The sequence below is a fragment of the Telluria sp. ZB4P36 genome, assembly GCF_059685865.1.
In genome coordinates this window covers 29963-46939 of the sequence record NZ_JCASIE010000002.1, presented here as the reverse complement: position 1 = coordinate 46939, position 16977 = coordinate 29963, and the positions used below count along the sequence as shown (strand labels likewise).

Below are 16977 nucleotides of genomic sequence, written 5' to 3'. Positions count from 1 at the left end.
GATGCTCCAGATAGAAGGCGTGGCCAAGCGCTTCGGCGCCACCACGGTACTCGACGGCATCGACCTGCGCATCGCGCCGGGCGAGGTGGTGTCGATCCTCGGGGCCAGCGGCTCCGGCAAGTCGACGCTGATACGCTGCATCAACGGCCTCGAGAAGCTCGACGGCGGCAGCATTTCGGTCGACGGTCACCGGGTCGACGATCCCACGCAGCTGCGGCTGGCTCGCCGCTGTTGCGGCACCGTGTTCCAGCTGTTTAACCTGTACCCGCACATGACCGCGCTGCAGAACATCACGCTGGCGCCGGTCGAGGTGCTGAAGGTTCCGCCCCGCCAGGCCGAGGAAGAGGCACTCGAACTGCTCGCCGCCGTCGGCCTGCGCGAACGCGCGGACGCCTTTCCGGCCCAGCTCTCCGGCGGGCAGCGTCAGCGCGTCGGCATCTGCCGTGCGCTGGCGATGAAGCCGCGCTACCTGCTGCTGGACGAAGTCACCAGCGCACTCGATCCCGAAATGACGGCCGAAGTGCTGGACATCCTGGCCAGGCTGGCAGGCAGCGGCACCACCATGCTGTTCGTCACCCACGAAATCGAATTCGCCCGCCAGATCTCCAGCCGCATCGTATTCCTCGACCACGGCCGGCTGCTGGCCGACCTGCCGACCGCACGCTTCTTCGCGGCGGATGGCGGCCTGGCGCAGCCGCGCATCGCCCAATTCCTCTCGAAAATGAGCAAGTCATGAAAATGCTGTTAGCGAACGCCGAGGCCTGGCCGGGCTTCGACACCACGGTCGCGCTCCTGCGTGAGGGCGGCGCCGGCATCGACGCCATGGTCAGCGGGATCGCCAGGGTCGAACGGGATGCCAGGGTGCGCAGCGTCGGCTACGGCGGCTGGCCGAACATGCTGGGAGAGATGGAGTTCGACGCCGGCGTCATGGACGGGACCACGCGCGCTGTCGGCGCGGTCGGCGCGGTGCCGGCCACCCTGCCCGTCTCCGCGCTGGCGCATGAGGTGATGAAGCACCTGCCGCACGTGATGCTGACCGGCCAGGGCGCGCGCCGCTTCGCCACCGAGCGCGGCTTCGCCGTCGACGAGGTGCTGCACCCGGACAGCAAGCGCGTGTGGTGGGAGAAGCTGGAGAGGGAGATGTCGCCGGAGCAGCGGGCAGCCTTCCCCGATATTCCGCTGGCGCCGCTCAGCAACACCGTCACCGATCCCGAACGCGTGCGCGACACCACGGTCTTCCTGGGCCGCGACGCACTGCAGGACATCGGCGTGGTGACGTCCACCTCCGGCTGGGCATGGAAGTATCCGGGCCGGCTGGGCGATTCGCCGATTCCCGGCGCCGGCTTTTATGCGGACAGCCGCTACGGCGCCGCCGCCTGCACCCACACCGGCGAGATGACCATGCGCTGCGGGACCTCGCGCAGCATCGTGCTGGCGATGCGTCTGGGTTACAGCCTGGAAGATGCCGTCAAGCTGGCGGTGGAGGAACTGTCCGAGCTGAGGACCGGTTTCCTGGCCGGCGTGGTCATCCACGCCATCGACGCCCGCGGCAATCACCGGGTAGTCAACTACCGCTGCGACGAAGAGATACGCTACTGGTACTGGGACGAGCGCATGGCCGCGCCGGAATTGCGCGTCGCCTCCGCGGTCCGACCATGAAAGGACAGATCATGCTGCATCGTTTGACCAAGTGCGCCGCCACTGCGGTCCTGATGCTGGCGGCGGCGGCCGCGCAGGCAGGCCGTATCGAGGACATCAAGGCGCGCGGCTACGTGCGCATCGGCGTCTCGCTGGGCGGCGAGCCGGTCGGATTCCGCAATGCCGGCAACGAGCCGGTCGGCTATGACGTCGACGTCGCCCGACAGCTGGCCGCCAGGCTCGGCGTGCCGGTGCGCTTCTCGGATGTCTCCAGCGATGCGCGCATCTCGATGCTGATGTCGAAGCAGCTCGACCTGGTGGTGGCGAATGTCTCGATCACGCCGAAACGCGCGCGCGTCGTTGATTTTTCGATTCCCTACAACCTGGCCGGCCTGCGCGTGATCGCGCAAAAAAGCGCGGGCATCAAGTCCCTGGCGGACCTGAACGGCAAACGGGTCGTGGTCGGCCGGGGTACGACGGCCGACGCCTTCCTGAAGCAGTCCGCGCCGCGGGCGCTGGTCGTCTACACCGACAACTTCGCACCGGACGGCGTACTGCTCTTGCAGCAAAGGCGCGTCGATGCCGGCATCGAGGATTCGTCGCTGCTCGACTATCTGGCCAGCAAGAGCGATCAGCTCGAGACCCTGCCCGCGACCTACGGCAATACCCCGATCGGCATCGCGATGGCCAAGGGCGATCCCGCGCTCCTGAACTTCGTGAACGCTTTCGTCGCGGACTACATCAAGTCCGGCGCCTACGCGGCCAACTACAAAAAGTGGTCGGGAAGCAAATCGCTGCCGCCGGCGCTGCGCGCACCGTAAGCGCACCATCTGAATGGACCTAGCGGGCAAGCGGCCGCGGCGGCGGGCCCATGCGCGCGCTGGCGTGCTCGATGTCGGCGGCGAAGAGCGGTGCAGCGATCGAACTGAAGAGCAGCTTGCGCATGGGCGGTCCTCGTCATGGTGTCGAATGGCGCCGATTCTAGCGAGGACTTGTAGCGATCACTACGAATAATCGATATGCACTTCCGGCTTTTTTCGCATGTGGCTGAGCGTTCTTACAGGAGACACTTGGCGAATAGAACATTTTGCTTTATACATATCCGGTTATCACATTGACGCTTCCGCACCCGCCCCGCATGAATCTCCAGCCACCTTCCCTGCGCCTGACGGCGAGCACCGTCGTCAGCGCGACCTGCGTCGTCGCCCTGCTGTATTTCGGACGTGAAGTGCTCGAGCCGCTGGCGCTCGCGCTGATCCTGAGCCTGGTGCTGGCGCCGCTGGTGCGCAGCATGACCCGGGTCGGGCTGGCGCGCATGCCCGCCGTGCTGCTGTCGGTGGCGCTGGTGGCCACCTGCGTCGGCGGGGTCGGCGCGGTGCTGTTCGACCAGCTGGTGACGATCACCCGCGACCTGCCGCAGTACCGGGCCGCGATCAAGACCAAGGTGGCCAGGGTGCGCGAGCTGGTCGAGCGCCCGATCACCCGCATCGAGGCCGAGCTGAGTGCGGTGGCCCCGGTGCCGGCGCCGGCGGCAGAGGCGGTGCGGGTACGGCGCGGAAACCTGGTCGTCAGCCCGAACCAGCCGATTCCGGTCGAGGTGCGTACCCCGCGCACCATGAAGGACACGCTGGGGCGCGTCATCAACCTGGTATGGGGACCGATCGGCGAGGCCGGCGTGGTCCTGATCCTGCTGGTCTTCATCCTGCTGGAACAGGGTTCGCTGCGCGACCGCCTGGTGCGCCTGGCCGGCCAGGCCGAAGTCAGCCGCACCATCCGGACCCTGGGCGACGCCGCCCAGGGCGTGTCGCGCTTTTTCTTCTCGCAATTCATCGTGAACGCCACCTTCGGCACGGTGATCGGCCTGTCGCTGTGGCTGGCCGGGATCCCGCATGCCATCCTGTGGGGCGTGCTGAGCGGCGTGCTGCGCTTCGTGCCCTACCTGGGCGTGCTGCTGGCGGGGACCATCATCGCGGTCTTCGTCGCCGCCATCGACCCCGGCTGGTCGCTGGCGATCACCTGCATGGCGATCTTCCTGGCCTTCGAGCTGGTGCTGGCGAATTTCATCGAGCCCAAGGTGTACGGCCACAGTTCCGGCCTGTCGCCGCTGGCCGTGATCGTCTCGGCCCTGTTCTGGGGCGCGCTGTGGGGCCCGGTCGGCCTGCTGCTGTCGACCCCGCTGACCCTGTGCCTGGTGGTGGCCGGGCGCCACGTACGGGCGCTGGCGCCGATCACCATCCTGCTGGGCGACGCCCCGAATATGTCGGACGCCGAGCGTTTCCACCAGCGCGTGCTGGCCGGCGAGGCCGACGAACTGACCAAGGATGCGCGCGCCTACGTGCGGCGCTACAGCTTCGCGCGCTATTGCGACCACGTGCTGCTGCCGGGCCTGCGCATGGCGGTGTCCGACCTCGGCACCGGCACCATCGACAAGGCGCAGGAGACGCGCATGCGCGCCGTCATCGCCAACATCGCCGAGACGGTGGCCTCGGCGTCGGACGGCAGCGCGCGCAACCGCCGCAAGCCGGTGCCGCTACTGGATGCGAACATCGGCGCCCACCTGCGCCAGATGCGCGAGGCGCGTTTCGGCCGCTGGCAGGGTTCGCTCGACGTGCCGCTCGGCTCGATCGTGCTGTGCGCCGGACTGCCGTCCGAGCGCGACGACTTCCTCACCGAACTGCTGGTGCGCGCGCTGCGCGAGGGCGACGTCGACGCCCGCAGCCTGGTGGTCGGCGCGCCGATCGATAAGCCCGAGGGCAGCGGCCCCGAGCTGGTTTCCACGGTCTTCATCACCTATCCGCGCCAGGACAATTTCGAGGCCTGGCGCGCCGCGGTGGCCGAACTGCGCAAGGACCTGCCGGAGGCGCTCATGGTCACCGTGCTGCTGCCCTACGACGAGCAGCTGCCCAAGCGCGCCCTGGTCGAGGCCTATGTCGACATGATCCTGCGTTCCTTCGAGGAAGGCCTGGCTTTCGTGGCGCCGGACCGGGGTGCGCCGGTCAAGCCCGGGCTGGCCGCCTAGGCCGATTTGTTGTTTTCCCGCCTTGATCATGTAAAAAATCACGGACTTTTTGCTGACGGTCTTTACGATCTGGGATGTTTCCCACGTAAAATGCTTTCCCATCGGCATTAATTTTTCAGACGGCGGAATATGAAATCGGTTCAACAAGAAGTCGACGAGCGCAGCAACCTCACCGGCACCAACAAATTCGAGCTCCTTCTGTTCCGCCTCGGCGGCGACGAAAACGGCGAGCGCAGCGAACTGTTCGGCATCAATGTGTTCAAGATCCGCGAGATCGTGGCCATGCCGGAAATCACCGCCGTGGCCGGCTCGATGCCGCACGTGCTGGGGGTGGTCAACCTGCGCGGCCAGATCATCCAGGTGCTGGACCTGCCGGCGATCGCCGGCGTCAAGCCGAAGACCGGCCTGAACATCATGCTGGTGACGGAATTCGCCCGCACTACCCAGGCTTTCGCGGTCGAGAGCGTCGAGGAAATCGTGCGCCTGGACTGGAGCCAGGTGATGTCGGCCGAACGCGCCGCCGGCAGCGGCATGGTCACCAGCATCGCCCGCCTGCCGGAAGAAAACGGCCAGCCCGGCCGCCTGGCCCAGGTGCTCGACGTCGAGACCATCCTGCGCAACATGAATCCGGACTCCGCTCCGGACATCAGCCAGCAGGCGGTCGGTTCGAAGATCCAGATCAAGCCGGGCTCGGTCGTGCTGGCCGCCGACGACTCGGTGGTCGCGCGCGCGCTGATCGAGCAGGGCCTGGACGTGATGGGCCTGCCCTTCATCATGGCCAAGAGCGGCAAGGACGCCTGGGACCAGCTCAACAGCATCGCGAATGCCGCCGAAGCCGAAGGCAAGACCGTGCACGACAAGGTGGCCCTGGTGCTGACCGACCTCGAGATGCCGGAAATGGACGGCTTCACGCTGACTCGCAACATCAAGAAGACCGGGCGCTTCTCCAGCCTGCCGGTGATCATCCACTCCTCGCTGTCGGGCACCACGAACGAAGAGCACGTCAAGAACGTGCAGGCCGACGCCTACGTGGCCAAGTTCTCGGCCGAGGACCTGGCCAACACGATTCGCCGCGTCCTGCGCCAGTAAGAGATTCGTTGTGATGTAACAAACACTAACACATTCGACGTCGTGCGCCGTCCTGCCCCATGTATTATTGACAACAAGTCGGTGCGCATCGGGGGTACCGGCCAGGCGGAGGCTTCTTGCGTTCGCCGACCGGACAAGCGGGAATGCGGGAATCTTGCCGCTCTCTTCCGCGGAAAGCACACCATGCCGCAACGACGACGAGACGATGACACTGCAGTAGCCGCCGAGTACGCCTTCTTTCTGGCGGAAACCCGGGGCCTGCGCTTCGCCCTCGACTTTCTCGACAACTGCCGCATCCCGCGCGACGTCCTGTTGCGCTCCTTCGACCAGCCCGAACGTCGCCGCCGCGGCGAACGGCGCGCCTACCCCCGCAACGACTGAGGCCTGCAAGGGCGCCGCCTGGGCGCCGCGCTGCGCCAACGCACCGGCATCGAGGCCGTCTACATTCCGTTACCCTCACTGCAAGCCTGCCGCCGCGAGCAGGCTGCTGCGTTATCGCGCGCTGTTCACCCGGCTCGGCGCTTCCTGAGCGGCCGTGCGCAAGCGCTCCTGCACCTTGCCCAGCAGGCCTTCGAGCTGGCGCCGCTCCGCAGCGTCGAGGCCGCTCAGCGCCTGCGCCGCCAGCGCCAGCCCGGCCTCCTGCAATTCAGCGTGCACCGCCGCGCCGCCGGCGCTGAGGTAGAGGCGCGTGCTGCGCCGGTCGGCGGCATCCGGGCGCGCGTCGACCAGGCCTTTTTCGCGCAGGCCCTGCACCAGGCGCGTCACCTGCGCCTTGTCGCGGCCGGAACGCTGCACCAGGTCGCGCCCGGTCGCGCCGGGGTGGCGCGCGATATAGCCGAGCGCCTTGTTCTCCATGTGGGTCAGTTCGTGCGGCGTGGCGCGGAGCGAGCGGTACTGCTGCGCGCGGTACAAATGCATGATCTCGTGGATCGCTTCGAACAGTTCGCCATCGCGCGAAAGTGCATCACGATGGTTGACATCATCAACTAGATTTTCCATAATGGATGACATTATCAACTAAATTGGATCGACATGGAACAGCCACTCCGCCGGGGCGTACAGCGCGTCCGCCATGAACTGCACATCCGCGAGCTCGCCGTCGCCCGCATCGCGCCGCTCGGCGCATCCTTTCTGCGCATTACTTTCCGTGGAGACGCCCTGGCCCAGTTCGTTTCCGCTTCTTTCGACGACCACGTGAAGTTCATTTTCGACGGCCCCGATGGCGAGCAGGTCCGGCGTGACTTCACCCCGCTCGGCTACGACGCCGAAGCGCGCGAGCTGAGCCTGGAATTCGCCCTGCATGAGCACGGCGCGGCATCCGATTGGGCCCGTCGCGCCACGGTCGGCCAGCCGGCCATTATCGCAGGTCCGCGCGGCTCGATGATCATTCCCGAGGACTATGACTGGCATCTGCTGGCGGGCGATCGCAGCGCCCTGCCCGCCATCCGGCGCCGGCTGGCCGGGCTGCCGGCCGGCAGCCGGGTGTTCGCCGTGATCGCCGCTGGCGGCGACGATCGCCTGCCGCTGCCGTCAGAGGCGCAAGTGGAAGTGGCCTGGGTCGACAGCGATGCCGAACTGGTGGCCGCGCTACGCGGGCTTGCCCTGCCTGCGGGTGAAGGATTTGCCTGGTATGCGGGCGAAGCCGCGACCGCCAAGCGCGTGCGCGCCCTGCTCGCCGAGGAGAAAGGCGTCGCGAAGGATGCGATGCGCGTCTCGGCTTACTGGAAACAGGGAGTGGCCGATCACCACGAGAATCTCGAGTGAGCCTGGCCCGGCTCGGTGGCTGACTTCTGTCCGAAGGTCCTGCGCCAATCTCTTGGACTCACCTGGAAGCGCTTCTTGAAGTGCTGGCGGAGCGACACCGCCGTCTGGAAGCCAGCCGATTCGGCAATTCTTTCGACCGGCAGCGACGTCGTTTCCAGCAGCTCGCGGCTGTGCTGCAAGCGTTCGTTGACCAGCCAGTCGACCAGGGTCATTCCCGTCGCCTTGTAAAAGTGGCGGGTAAACGTTCGGCGGCTCATCGCCGCCCTTGTCGCCAAGGCATCGATGCTGTGCTGCTGGCCGAGATTTTCGCGCAAGTAGTCGAGCAGCCGGTTGACCTGGGCATCCTGGGTCGATACGGCCATCGGTTGTTCGATGAACTGCGCCTGTCCTCCTTCACGATGCGGCGGGATGACCATCGTCCGCGCCAGCTTGTTGGCGATTCTTGGCCCATAGCAGGCACGCACGAGATACAGGCAACAGTCGAGACCGGCACCAGTCCCCGCCGACGTGATCAGCTTGTCCTCGTCCACATAGAGTGCATTCATGTCGAGCTTCACGCGTGGGAACCGGACGCTGAAATCCTTTTCGGCCATCCAATGCGTCGACGCCCGTTTGCCGTCGAGCAGCCCCGCATAGGCGAGCACGTAGGCACCGTAGCACAGGCCGACGACGTGGGCGCCCCTTGCATGGGCACGTGTCAGCGCTGCCACCAGGTCCGCACCGGGACGGACGTCCAGGTCGTGCCATCCCGGCACGACCAGGATGTCCGCCGTCTCAGTCAGCTCCAGGCCGCCGTCCGGATGGACCGTCATTCCACGCTCCGCAGTCAGGGGCTGGGCACCTGGTGAAACGATCTTCAGGTCGAACAGGCGGCCTTCGGGCAATACGGTATCGAATACCAGGTGCGGCACGGAAAAATGGAAGGGGCTGAAGCGCGGATAAAGAATCAGGGCGACGACGGGAAGTTTCGTGGTCATGGATGAGGAACTGCGCGTGGTGGCCCGAAAGTGTCGGTAATTGGCATGTGGGTCAATGTTACTGCTTCCTTCCTGCGCCCACAATGCTGCTTCCACATTAATCCAGGAGCAGCAAGATGCAACATTCGACAGCCTTGATCCTCATTCTTTCCACCGCCATCGGCGCGGCGGCCCATGCGGCCACTCCCGATGCGAGCACGCAGCCGGTTCAGATCCAACAGATCCGCAACGCCACGGCGAAGATCAACTATGGCGGGAAGACCTTCCTGCTCGATCCCTTCCTGGCGAAGAAGGGCCGCTATCCGGGTTTCGAAGGGACCTTCAACAGCACCCTGCGCAACCCGCTGGTCGAACTCCCGATGCCCGTGAAGACCATCATGAACGGGGTCGACGCAGTGATCGTCAGCCATACCCACCTCGACCATTGGGACGGCGGCGACCACCAGCACATCCCGAAGGCGATTCCCCTGTTCGTCCAGGATGAAAGCGACGCCAGGCTGATTCGCGGACAGGGTTTTACCAATGTCCGCATCCTCGGCGAGCAGACCATGTTCGAAGGCGTGCAATTGACCAGGACGGGAGGCCAGCACGGTACGGATGACATGTACGCGAAGGAGCCCCTGGCGGACGCCCTGGGTAAGGCGATGGGCATCGTCTTCCAGGCGCCCGGCGCGAAGACCGTCTACGTCATGGGGGACACCGCCTGGCGGGCGGACGTCGACCGGGCGCTGGCAAAGTTCAAGCCCGACCTCATCCTCATGAACGCCGGTGACGCGCGCATGATCGGCCACACCGGCTCGATCATCATGGGCAAGGACGATGTACTGCGCGCCTACCAGCTGATGCCGAAGGCGACCATCATTGCCACGCATATGGATGCGATCAACCATATGACGCTGAGCCGTAAGGAATTAAAGGAGCATGTCAGGCAACATGGCATCCAGGACCGGGTACGCATTCCGGCCGACGGCGAGGTCCTGAAGTTCTGAAAACCGCCTGTATCGACACACCGGCCCACGATGGCGAATGACTTAAGGCCTTGATCTGGCTATAATTTCGGCCTTCGCATCAAGGAATCCGCCATGTCACTGCTCGACCACCAGCTTGAACTGCTGTCGCCCGCCAAAACCGCCGAGATCGGCCGCGAGGCCATCCTCCACGGCGCCGACGCGGTGTACATCGGGGGCCCGGCCTTCGGCGCGCGCCACAATGCCAGCAATCCGCTGGAAGACATCGCGGGCCTGGTGGAATTCGCCCACCGCTACCGTGCGCGCATCTTCGTGACCATGAACACGATCATGCACGACAGCGAACTCGATCTGGCCCGCAAGCAGATCTGGCAGCTGTACGAGGCCGGCGTCGACGCCCTGATCATCCAGGACATGGGCCTGCTGGAAATGGACCTGCCGCCGATCCAGCTGCACGCCAGTACCCAGTGCGACATCCGCACCGCGGAGAAGGCGAAGTTCCTGGGCGACGCCGGCTTCTCGCAGCTGGTGCTGGCGCGCGAACTCACCGTCGAGCAGATCCGCAAGATCCGTGCGGAAGTGGACACGCCCCTCGAGTACTTCGTGCACGGCGCCCTGTGCGTGGCCTTCTCGGGCCAGTGCTATATCTCGCATGCCGACACCGGCCGCAGCGCCAACCGCGGCGACTGCTCGCAGGCCTGCCGCCTGCCCTACACCCTGAGCGACGGCCAGGGCCGCGTGGTGGCCTACGAAAAGCACCTGCTGTCGATGAAGGACAACGACCAGAGCGCGAACCTGGAAGCCCTGGTCGACGCCGGCATCCGCTCCTTCAAGATCGAAGGCCGCTACAAGGACATGGGCTACGTGAAGAACATCACGGCCCATTACCGCCTGCTGCTCGACGAGCTGCTCGAGCGCCGCCCGGAATACACCCGCGCCTCGAGCGGATCCACCCGCGTGCTGTTCACCCCGGACGTGGACAAGAACTTCCACCGCGGCCACACCGATTACTTTGCCCTCGGCCGCCAGGACGACATCGGCGCCTTCGACTCGCCCAAGTACATCGGCGTCGAGCTCGGCACGGTCACGCGCATCGGGCCGGACTTCATCGACCTCGCCACCAATGCGGCGATGGCCAATGGTGACGGCCTGAACTACATGAACAAGCGCACCACGGTCGGCATCCAGGCCAACAAGGCGGAAAAGCTGGGTGAGGACGAGGACGTCCAGCGCTGGCGCGTGTTCCCCAACGAGATGGTCAAGAGCCTGGAGGGCTTGAAGCTCGGCACCATCGTCCACCGCAACCGCGACCACCAGTGGGAGTCGGCGCTGAGCAAGAAGTCGTCCGAGCGCAAGGTCCGCGTCGACCTGACGCTGTCGGAAGTGCCGGGCGGCCTGCGCCTGACACTACGCGACGAGGACGGCATCGAAACCGTCACCGAGGCCGCGATCGCGCTGCAGCCGGCCCAGCAGGCGGCCCAGGCGGACAGCGCGCTGCGCACCAGCATCGCCAAGCTCGGCAACACGATGTTCGAGGCCGGATCGAGCGAGCTCAACTTGTCGCAGCCATGGTTCGTGCCCTCCGCCGCCATCAATGCGCTGCGCCGCGACGCCGTCGTTGCGCACGAGGCGGCGCGCCTGGCGAGCTGGGAACGTCCGGAGCGCAAGGCGCCGGTGGAACCCCCGGCGATCTACCCGGACCCGCAGCTGAGCTACCTGGCCAACGTCTACAACGAAAAGGCGCGCGCCTTCTACCACAAGCACGGTGTGCAGCTGATCGACGCGGCCTACGAGTCGCACGAGGAGCCGGGCGAAGTCTCGCTGATGATCACCAAGCACTGCCTGCGCTTCTCCTTCAACCTGTGCCCGAAGCAGGCCAAGGGTGTGCAGGGCGTGCAGGGCCAGGTCAAGGCCGAGCCGATGACCCTGGTCAGCGGCAACGAGCGCTATACCCTGCGTTTCGATTGCAAGCCCTGCGAGATGCACGTGGTCGGCGCGATGAAGGAAAGCATCCTCAAGCAGCCGCCGCCATCGGCCGTGCCTTACAGCCCGCTGGTCTTCCACAAGCAGCGCCCGCGTGCCTGAAGCCTGAGCAAGCGCTGAACGAAAACGCCGCCTCGGTTGCCCGAGGCGGCGTTTTTCATGAGGGCGAATCCGATCAGTCGACCGTCGCGCCGCTCTGCTTCACGACTTTCGACCAGCGCTCGTGTTCGGCCTGCACGAACTTGGCGAAGTTTTCAGGCGTGTCGCCCACGTAGTCCGAGCCGGTGTCGGCCAGCACTTTCTGGAACTCCGGAGCCTTCATGACCTTCTGCGCTTCGGCATTGATCTTGGCGAGCACCGGTTTCGGGGTGCCGGCCGGTGCGAAGAAGCCGTACCAGGCGTAGGACTCGATCTGCGGCAGGCCCGCTTCGGCGAAGGTCGGCACGTCCGGCAGCAGCGGCGAGCGCTTGGCGCCCGAGATCGCGATCGGCTTGACCTTGCCGGCCTTGATGTGCGGCATGATCGCGATGGTGCTGTCGAACATCAGCGGGATGTGACCGCCCACCAGGTCGGTGATCGCCGGTGCCGAACCCTTGTAGGGAACGTGGGTCATCTCGAGCTTGGTGACGCTGGCGAACAGTTCGCTGGTCAGGTGCTGGGGCGTGCCGTTGCCCGAGGAGCCATAGGAGAACTGGCCCTTCTTCGACTGGATGTAGGCCATCAGTTCCTTGAGGTTCTTGGCCGGCACCGAGGGGTGGGCCACCAGCACCAGCGGCACGCGCAGCAGGTTGGTGACCGGCGCCAGTTCCTTGAGCGGGTCGAAGCTCATCTTCTTGTACAGGCTTGGGTTGATCACGATCGGTGCGCTCGAGGTGATCAGGAGGGTCTGGCCGTCCGGCTTGGCGCGGGTCACGGCAGCCGTGCCGATGTTGCCTCCGCCGCCGGCGCGGTTGTCGATGACGAAGGTCTGGCCCAGCGCCTGGGTCAGGCCCTTGGCCAGCGGACGCGCCGCGATGTCCGACGGACCGCCCGGCGGCCACGGCACCACCACCGTCACCGTCGAGTCCGGCCAGTTTTGCGCCAGCGCGCTGAAGGAAATCGCCGATGCCGCCACAGCGCACGCAAGCTTGATTCCGGTCCCGAAGAATAATCGCATAGTCTCCATCCTTTGTTGGTGAATTCGCATTGAGCCGCCAGTTTATCCTATTCGGCAGATGAGAACACGGCTAGAAGACTACGTGGAACTACGTAGCAATTTGAGGAATCAAATCTCTTTTCACAGTTCAATTTCGCGTTTTACAACAATATCGTCAATTTTCGCAAAGGAAACGTGGACTAATAATAGAAATGCATTTATCCTGTAGGATCATTCCTACTTCACATCCTACATGGACCGCAGCTACCCCTACAGTCGCCGCCTGGTATCACGAGCCCGCCTGCGCAAGCGCATGGCGGCCCTGACTGCCGCCGGCCTGGCCGGCGCAGCCCTGCTGTTCGCGCTCGGGGGGGAAGCCGATCCGACTTCCGCACGCACCCAAGCGCCCGCGCTGCCGGTCCTGGCCGACGCCACGCTGGCCGGCGAACCGGGCCAGGCCGGGGTACGCCGCATCTATCCTTATTCCATCGTGCCCGGCGGCGTCTCCGGCCAGGTCGAACTGGCGCGCGTCGTCCGCACCGACCGGGTGGTCGCCGCCCACTACGCCAGCTTCGAGGTCGACAAGGCGCGCGCCGTGGTGGTCGACAAGCCGCGCGCGGTCCACGTCTCCTACCGCAAGGGCGACAAGGTCTACTGGACCGCCGGCAAGGTCATGCTGGCGCCGGGCGAAACCCTGCTGAGCGACGGCCGCAACGAAATGCGCGCGCGCTGCGCCAACCGCATTTCCGACCTGCCCCAGTACCCCGTGGAAGACCACCAGCCCGCAATGGAAGAGCTCGACCACCCGGTCGAACTCGGCGCCGACGAGGACGGACAGTATGCGCTGGAACCGGATGGCCTGCCGGTCTCCATGACCGACGGCGCCATCCCGCGCCATACCGGCCAGCGTTTCCCCGGACGCGGCGGCAGCGTTCCTGGCGCCCCGGGCAACGCGCCGGCGAGCGCCGCGTTATCCAGCAATACCTACGCGTCCAGCGCCACCGATGGCGGCCTGCTCTCGACCATGAGCCTGTCGGGTTCGTCGAGCAGCATGGGCAGCCGGCCGCGGCCGGCTGCAAACCCACCGGCAAGTTCGCCGGCAAATTCGCCGGACACGGGCACCGGCGCGGACAGCATCGGCGGTTCTTCCGGCTCGACGGCGCCATCCGGCGGCGGCACGTCGTCCGCTCCCCAACCGGGCAGCGAAGCGAGCGTGACGCCGCCGCAGCCGGAAACGAGCACGCCGCCCTCCGGCAGCCCCGGCACCGCGCCTTCGCCAGACCCACGGCCCGTCCCCGGCACCGAACCGCCGCCGGTATTCCTGCCTCTTCCAGGCGAACCGGGCGTCCCGGAATCCGGAGGCGGCGGTCTTGATGCGGCGGAACCGCAACCCCTGCCGCCGCCCGGCGACGGGCCGCTCTTCCCGCAGCCGGACACCATCACCGATCCCTTCATTCCCAAGCCGGAGCTGGGCCCGACGCCGCCGCGGACCGACATCGAACAGCCCACGCCGCCGGCCGACGTCGCCGAACCGGGCAGCATCTGGCTGGGCGGCGCGGCGCTTGCCGCGATGCTCGGGCTGCGGCGCCGGCGCCGGCCGGCCGTGTTCAGGCCGGAATCTTCAGCCCCGCCGCCACCGCCGGCCGCGCCCTGAAGGCCTCGACCGCGGCCGTCACGCGCGGGAAGTCCCGGATCCCCACAAGTTCGCCGGCATCGTAGAAGCCGACCAGGTTGTTCACCCAGGGGAAGATCGCGATATCGGCGATCGTGTACTCCTCGCCCGCCACCCACCGGTGTTTCGCCAGCTGGCCTTCGAGCACGCCGAGCAGGCGCTTCGACTCGTTCACGTAGCGGTCGCGCGGGCGCTTGTCCTCGTATTCGCGGCCGGCGAACTTGTGGAAGAAGCCGAGCTGGCCGAACATCGGGCCGATGCCGCCCATCTGGAACATCAGCCACTGGATCACGCCGTAGCGCTGTGCCGGGTCGGCCGGCAGCAAGCGGCCGCTCTTCTCGGCCAGGTAGATCAGGATGGCGCCGGATTCGAACAGGGGCAGCGGCTTGCCGCCGGGGCCGTTCGGATCGATGATGGCCGGGATCTTGTTGTTCGGGTTCAGCGAGAGGAAGGCCGGCGACATCTGGTCATTGGTCTCGAAGCTGACCTTGTGCGGCTCATACGGCAGGCCGGTTTCTTCGAGCATGATCGATGCCTTCACGCCGTTCGGCGTGGGCAGCGAATATAGCTGGATGCGGTCGGGGTGCTGCGCGGGCCACCTGGCGGTGATGTCGAAAGCGCTGAGGTCGGGCATGGTCGTCGTCCACGAGAGTTGCGGGACTGCCAACGATAGCAAACTTCCAATCTCCTTGCCTGGGCGGCCCCGTTTTCCTTCCTTAGCCGAACAACTTGTTCGCCGTGCGCGCGATCAGTTCACCCTGGTGGCGCGCGCCGCCCAGTTCGAGCGCGCTCGGCTGGCGCTGGCCCTGGCCGCCGGCGATGGTCGAGGCGCCGTAGGGGCTGCCGCCGACGATCTCGTCGAGCGTCATCTGGCCGGCATAGCTGTACGGCAGGCCGACCACCGTCATCCCGAAGTGCAGGAGGTTGGTGATGATCGAGAACAGGGTGGTCTCCTGGCCGCCGTGCTGGGTGGCGCTCGAGGTGAAGGCGCCGCCCACCTTGCCGTTGAGCGCCCCGCGCGCCCACAGGCCGCCGGTCTGGTCGAGGAAGGCTGCCATCTGGCCCGGCATGCGGCCGTAGCGGGTCGGTGCGCCGATGATGATGGCGTCGTAGTCCGGCAGCTCGTTGACGGTGGCGATCGGCGCGTCCTGCTGCAGCTTGAAGTGGGCGTTGCGCGCCACTTCCTCCGGCACCGTTTCGGGCACCCGCTTGACGTCCACGGTCGCGCCGGCCGCGCGTGCGCCTTCGGCCACCGCTTGCGCCATCGTCTCGATGTGGCCATAGGTCGAGTAATACAGCACCAGGACTTTTGCCATGCCATCCTCCCTGTCGTGTTTGGTAAAAACACCATTGTGCTGCCAACGGGAGTTTGGCGGCACGCGCCAGGCGTGCCGTTCGTTCAGATCCAGTAGATAAAGGCGGCGAGCCCGACCACCAGCGCGATACGGGTGATGTTGTAGGCGGTCTTGTTCCAGGCTTTGAAGCGGCGGCGGTACTGGCCCATGTAGAAGGAGATGCGGAACAGCTTGCTGACCAGGCCGACCTGGTCGCCAGTCTCGTTGGGCGAGGCGGCCGCGGTCATCACGGTGCGGCCGAACCAGCGGTTGAAGGACCCCATCCAGCGGTAGCGCATCGGGCGCTCGACGTCGCAGAACAGGATCACGCGGTCGCTCTCGCTGCCGTTGATGGCCCAGTGGATGAAGGTTTCGTCGAACACCACGCCCTGGCCGTCGCGCCAGCTGTGGCGTTCGCCGTCGACTTCGATGAAGCAGCGGTCGTCGTTCGGCGTGGCCAGGCCCAGGTGGTAGCGCATCGAGCCGGCGAAGGGATCGCGGTGCGGATTCAGCTTGCCGCCCGGCGGCAGTTCGGCGAACATCGCGGCTTTTACCGACGGGATCGATTGCAGCAGCGCATAGGTCTGGGGGCACAGGCGCTCGGCCGAAGGATGGCTGGCGTCATACCACTTCAGGTAGAAGCGCTTCCAGCCGTTCTTGAAGAAGGAGTTGAAGCCGGCGTCGTCGTTCTGCTCGGCGGCCTTGATCTTCTTGAGGGCCAGCAGGTTCTCGGCCTCGGCACGGATGACCGGCCAGTTTTCCTGCAGGCGCGCCAGCTCCGGGAATTCGCTCACCGGGATGAAGGGCGTGCTCGGCACCCGCGAGAACTTGTGCATGAAGATATTGATCGGCGCCATGAACGACGAGTGGTCGAACAGCTGGCGTCGGAAAGGCAGGCGCACACGGCCGCGGAAATGGATGTGCAGGATCGACAGGATATAAAAACCGACCACTACCCATTTCATTGCTACCTCCGTCCGTGCTGGCTACTTGACAAGGGACGCAGGATACCACAACGGCCTCGCGGCCGTCCGCGGCGGGTCGTAATACTGGGAAACTATGTTGCGCCAGCAACTCCTTGGCGGAGCGCCGGCGCCCGTTACCGGTAGCGGGCCAGGGCTAGCGCCCCGGCATTGGAAACTCAGTGCTGCACCGAGGTGATCGCATACCCCTTTTCGCTGATCTGGCCGGCCACGTTGGCGAGGTCGTAGTCCTGGAGCTGGTCGGCGTCGTCGTCGACCTCGATGGCCCGGGCCTCGATTTCCCAGTCGGTATTAGTAGCTTCTTCAGGGATGTTGCGTGCTTCCGGCACTGCCAGGTAGGACAGCTTGCCGTCGGTATCTGGTCTGCGGTAAATATCCAGGCGCATAGTCGTTTCCTCAAGTCAAAGCCCGCTTT

At 65.8% G+C, this 16977-nt stretch carries 17 protein-coding genes; 10 read left to right on the top strand and 7 right to left on the bottom strand.

From position 1 onward, the window contains the following. Nucleotide 1: 1 nt before the first annotated feature. From AC56LK_RS03020 to AC56LK_RS02995, 6 genes are all read left to right on the top strand, one after another. On the top strand, nucleotides 2–736 hold the full coding sequence (locus AC56LK_RS03020) for an amino acid ABC transporter ATP-binding protein (protein ID WP_497183088.1): 735 nt from the start codon (nucleotides 2–4) through the stop codon (nucleotides 734–736). Beyond that, nucleotides 733–1659 (top strand): isoaspartyl peptidase/L-asparaginase, encoded by a 927-nt coding sequence (locus tag AC56LK_RS03015; RefSeq protein WP_497183087.1) that lies wholly within the window; start codon nucleotides 733–735, stop codon nucleotides 1657–1659. Before AC56LK_RS03020 ends, AC56LK_RS03015 begins: the two co-directional genes overlap by 4 nt. 11 nt (nucleotides 1660–1670) lie before the next feature. Next, complete coding sequence (locus AC56LK_RS03010; protein ID WP_497183086.1) at nucleotides 1671–2459, top strand: transporter substrate-binding domain-containing protein; 789 nt, start codon at nucleotides 1671–1673, stop codon at nucleotides 2457–2459. Between the two features lie 317 nt (nucleotides 2460–2776). Further along, nucleotides 2777–4657: an AI-2E family transporter gene (locus AC56LK_RS03005; RefSeq protein WP_497183085.1), complete on the top strand. Its 1881-nt coding sequence runs from the start codon at nucleotides 2777–2779 to the stop codon at nucleotides 4655–4657. A 129-nt stretch (nucleotides 4658–4786) separates the two neighbouring features. Beyond that, entirely contained in the window at nucleotides 4787–5746 is a 960-nt protein-coding gene (locus AC56LK_RS03000; protein WP_497183084.1) for a chemotaxis protein, read from the top strand. 183 nt (nucleotides 5747–5929) lie between these two features. Continuing rightward, nucleotides 5930–6127, top strand: a complete 198-nt coding sequence (locus AC56LK_RS02995; protein ID WP_497183083.1) for a hypothetical protein — start codon at nucleotides 5930–5932, stop codon at nucleotides 6125–6127. A 111-nt stretch (nucleotides 6128–6238) separates the two neighbouring features. Here AC56LK_RS02995 and AC56LK_RS02990 read toward each other — a convergent pair whose 3' ends face one another. Then, the gene (locus AC56LK_RS02990; protein WP_497183082.1) at nucleotides 6239–6745 is read right to left on the bottom strand and encodes a MarR family winged helix-turn-helix transcriptional regulator; all 507 of its coding nucleotides are present in this window, start codon (nucleotides 6743–6745) and stop codon (nucleotides 6239–6241) included. Nucleotides 6746–6778: 33 nt separating this feature from the next. On the opposite strand from AC56LK_RS02990, the gene AC56LK_RS02985 reads away from it, so the two are divergent. Then, entirely contained in the window at nucleotides 6779–7510 is a 732-nt protein-coding gene (locus AC56LK_RS02985) for a siderophore-interacting protein (protein WP_497183081.1), read from the top strand. Here AC56LK_RS02985 and AC56LK_RS02980 read toward each other — a convergent pair. Next, nucleotides 7489–8487: a GlxA family transcriptional regulator gene (locus AC56LK_RS02980; protein WP_497183080.1), complete on the bottom strand. Its 999-nt coding sequence runs from the start codon at nucleotides 8485–8487 to the stop codon at nucleotides 7489–7491. The two genes, AC56LK_RS02985 and AC56LK_RS02980, sit on opposite strands and share 22 nt — an antisense overlap. A 116-nt stretch (nucleotides 8488–8603) precedes the next feature. On the opposite strand from AC56LK_RS02980, the gene AC56LK_RS02975 reads away from it, so the two are divergent. Further along, entirely contained in the window at nucleotides 8604–9476 is an 873-nt protein-coding gene (locus tag AC56LK_RS02975) for an MBL fold metallo-hydrolase (protein ID WP_497183079.1), read from the top strand. Between the two features lie 93 nt (nucleotides 9477–9569). After that, a complete protein-coding gene (locus tag AC56LK_RS02970; protein WP_497183078.1) occupies nucleotides 9570–11540 on the top strand; it encodes a peptidase U32 family protein in 1971 nt (656 codons plus the stop codon). Between the two features lie 73 nt (nucleotides 11541–11613). Here AC56LK_RS02970 and AC56LK_RS02965 read toward each other — a convergent pair whose 3' ends face one another. Next, entirely contained in the window at nucleotides 11614–12594 is a 981-nt protein-coding gene (locus AC56LK_RS02965) for a Bug family tripartite tricarboxylate transporter substrate binding protein (protein WP_497183077.1), read from the bottom strand. Between the two features lie 232 nt (nucleotides 12595–12826). Here AC56LK_RS02965 and AC56LK_RS02960 point away from each other — a divergent pair, with 232 nt between their 5' ends. After that, nucleotides 12827–14227, top strand: coding sequence for a hypothetical protein (locus AC56LK_RS02960; protein WP_497183076.1), 1401 nt, complete (start codon nucleotides 12827–12829; stop codon nucleotides 14225–14227). Here the strand turns inward: AC56LK_RS02960 and AC56LK_RS02955 are convergent. The 4 genes from AC56LK_RS02955 to AC56LK_RS02940 form a co-directional block, all read right to left on the bottom strand. Then, nucleotides 14181–14879 carry a glutathione binding-like protein gene (locus AC56LK_RS02955; protein ID WP_497183075.1) on the bottom strand — a complete coding sequence of 233 codons (699 nt, stop codon included), beginning with the start codon at nucleotides 14877–14879 and terminating at the stop codon, nucleotides 14181–14183. The genes AC56LK_RS02960 and AC56LK_RS02955 overlap by 47 nt on opposite strands. Before the next feature lie 82 nt (nucleotides 14880–14961). After that, nucleotides 14962–15561 (bottom strand): NAD(P)H:quinone oxidoreductase, encoded by a 600-nt coding sequence (wrbA, locus tag AC56LK_RS02950; RefSeq protein ID WP_497183074.1) that lies wholly within the window; start codon nucleotides 15559–15561, stop codon nucleotides 14962–14964. Nucleotides 15562–15644: 83 nt separating this feature from the next. Next, entirely contained in the window at nucleotides 15645–16544 is a 900-nt protein-coding gene (gene lpxO, locus AC56LK_RS02945; RefSeq protein WP_497183073.1) for a lipid A hydroxylase LpxO, read from the bottom strand. Nucleotides 16545–16720: 176 nt separating this feature from the next. After that, entirely contained in the window at nucleotides 16721–16948 is a 228-nt protein-coding gene (locus tag AC56LK_RS02940) for a DUF6139 family protein (protein WP_436106065.1), read from the bottom strand. Nucleotides 16949–16977: the final 29 nt, after the last annotated feature.

Excerpts from the sequence above, each read along its gene's own strand:
- AC56LK_RS03020 (WP_497183088.1), top strand. The coding sequence starts at position 2 with ATGCTCCAGATAGAAGGCGTGGCCAAGCGCTTCGGCGCCACCACGGTA.
- AC56LK_RS03015 (WP_497183087.1), top strand. The coding sequence starts at position 733 with ATGAAAATGCTGTTAGCGAACGCCGAGGCCTGGCCGGGCTTCGACACC.
- AC56LK_RS03010 (WP_497183086.1), top strand. The coding sequence starts at position 1,671 with ATGCTGCATCGTTTGACCAAGTGCGCCGCCACTGCGGTCCTGATGCTG.
- AC56LK_RS03005 (WP_497183085.1), top strand. The coding sequence starts at position 2,777 with ATGAATCTCCAGCCACCTTCCCTGCGCCTGACGGCGAGCACCGTCGTC.
- AC56LK_RS03000 (WP_497183084.1), top strand. The coding sequence starts at position 4,787 with ATGAAATCGGTTCAACAAGAAGTCGACGAGCGCAGCAACCTCACCGGC.
- AC56LK_RS02995 (WP_497183083.1), top strand. The coding sequence starts at position 5,930 with ATGCCGCAACGACGACGAGACGATGACACTGCAGTAGCCGCCGAGTAC.
- AC56LK_RS02990 (WP_497183082.1), bottom strand. The coding sequence starts at position 6,745 with ATGGAAAATCTAGTTGATGATGTCAACCATCGTGATGCACTTTCGCGC.
- AC56LK_RS02985 (WP_497183081.1), top strand. The coding sequence starts at position 6,779 with ATGGAACAGCCACTCCGCCGGGGCGTACAGCGCGTCCGCCATGAACTG.
- AC56LK_RS02980 (WP_497183080.1), bottom strand. The coding sequence starts at position 8,487 with ATGACCACGAAACTTCCCGTCGTCGCCCTGATTCTTTATCCGCGCTTC.
- AC56LK_RS02975 (WP_497183079.1), top strand. The coding sequence starts at position 8,604 with ATGCAACATTCGACAGCCTTGATCCTCATTCTTTCCACCGCCATCGGC.
- AC56LK_RS02970 (WP_497183078.1), top strand. The coding sequence starts at position 9,570 with ATGTCACTGCTCGACCACCAGCTTGAACTGCTGTCGCCCGCCAAAACC.
- AC56LK_RS02965 (WP_497183077.1), bottom strand. The coding sequence starts at position 12,594 with ATGCGATTATTCTTCGGGACCGGAATCAAGCTTGCGTGCGCTGTGGCG.
- AC56LK_RS02960 (WP_497183076.1), top strand. The coding sequence starts at position 12,827 with ATGGACCGCAGCTACCCCTACAGTCGCCGCCTGGTATCACGAGCCCGC.
- AC56LK_RS02955 (WP_497183075.1), bottom strand. The coding sequence starts at position 14,879 with ATGCCCGACCTCAGCGCTTTCGACATCACCGCCAGGTGGCCCGCGCAG.
- wrbA (WP_497183074.1), bottom strand. The coding sequence starts at position 15,561 with ATGGCAAAAGTCCTGGTGCTGTATTACTCGACCTATGGCCACATCGAG.
- lpxO (WP_497183073.1), bottom strand. The coding sequence starts at position 16,544 with ATGAAATGGGTAGTGGTCGGTTTTTATATCCTGTCGATCCTGCACATC.
- AC56LK_RS02940 (WP_436106065.1), bottom strand. The coding sequence starts at position 16,948 with ATGCGCCTGGATATTTACCGCAGACCAGATACCGACGGCAAGCTGTCC.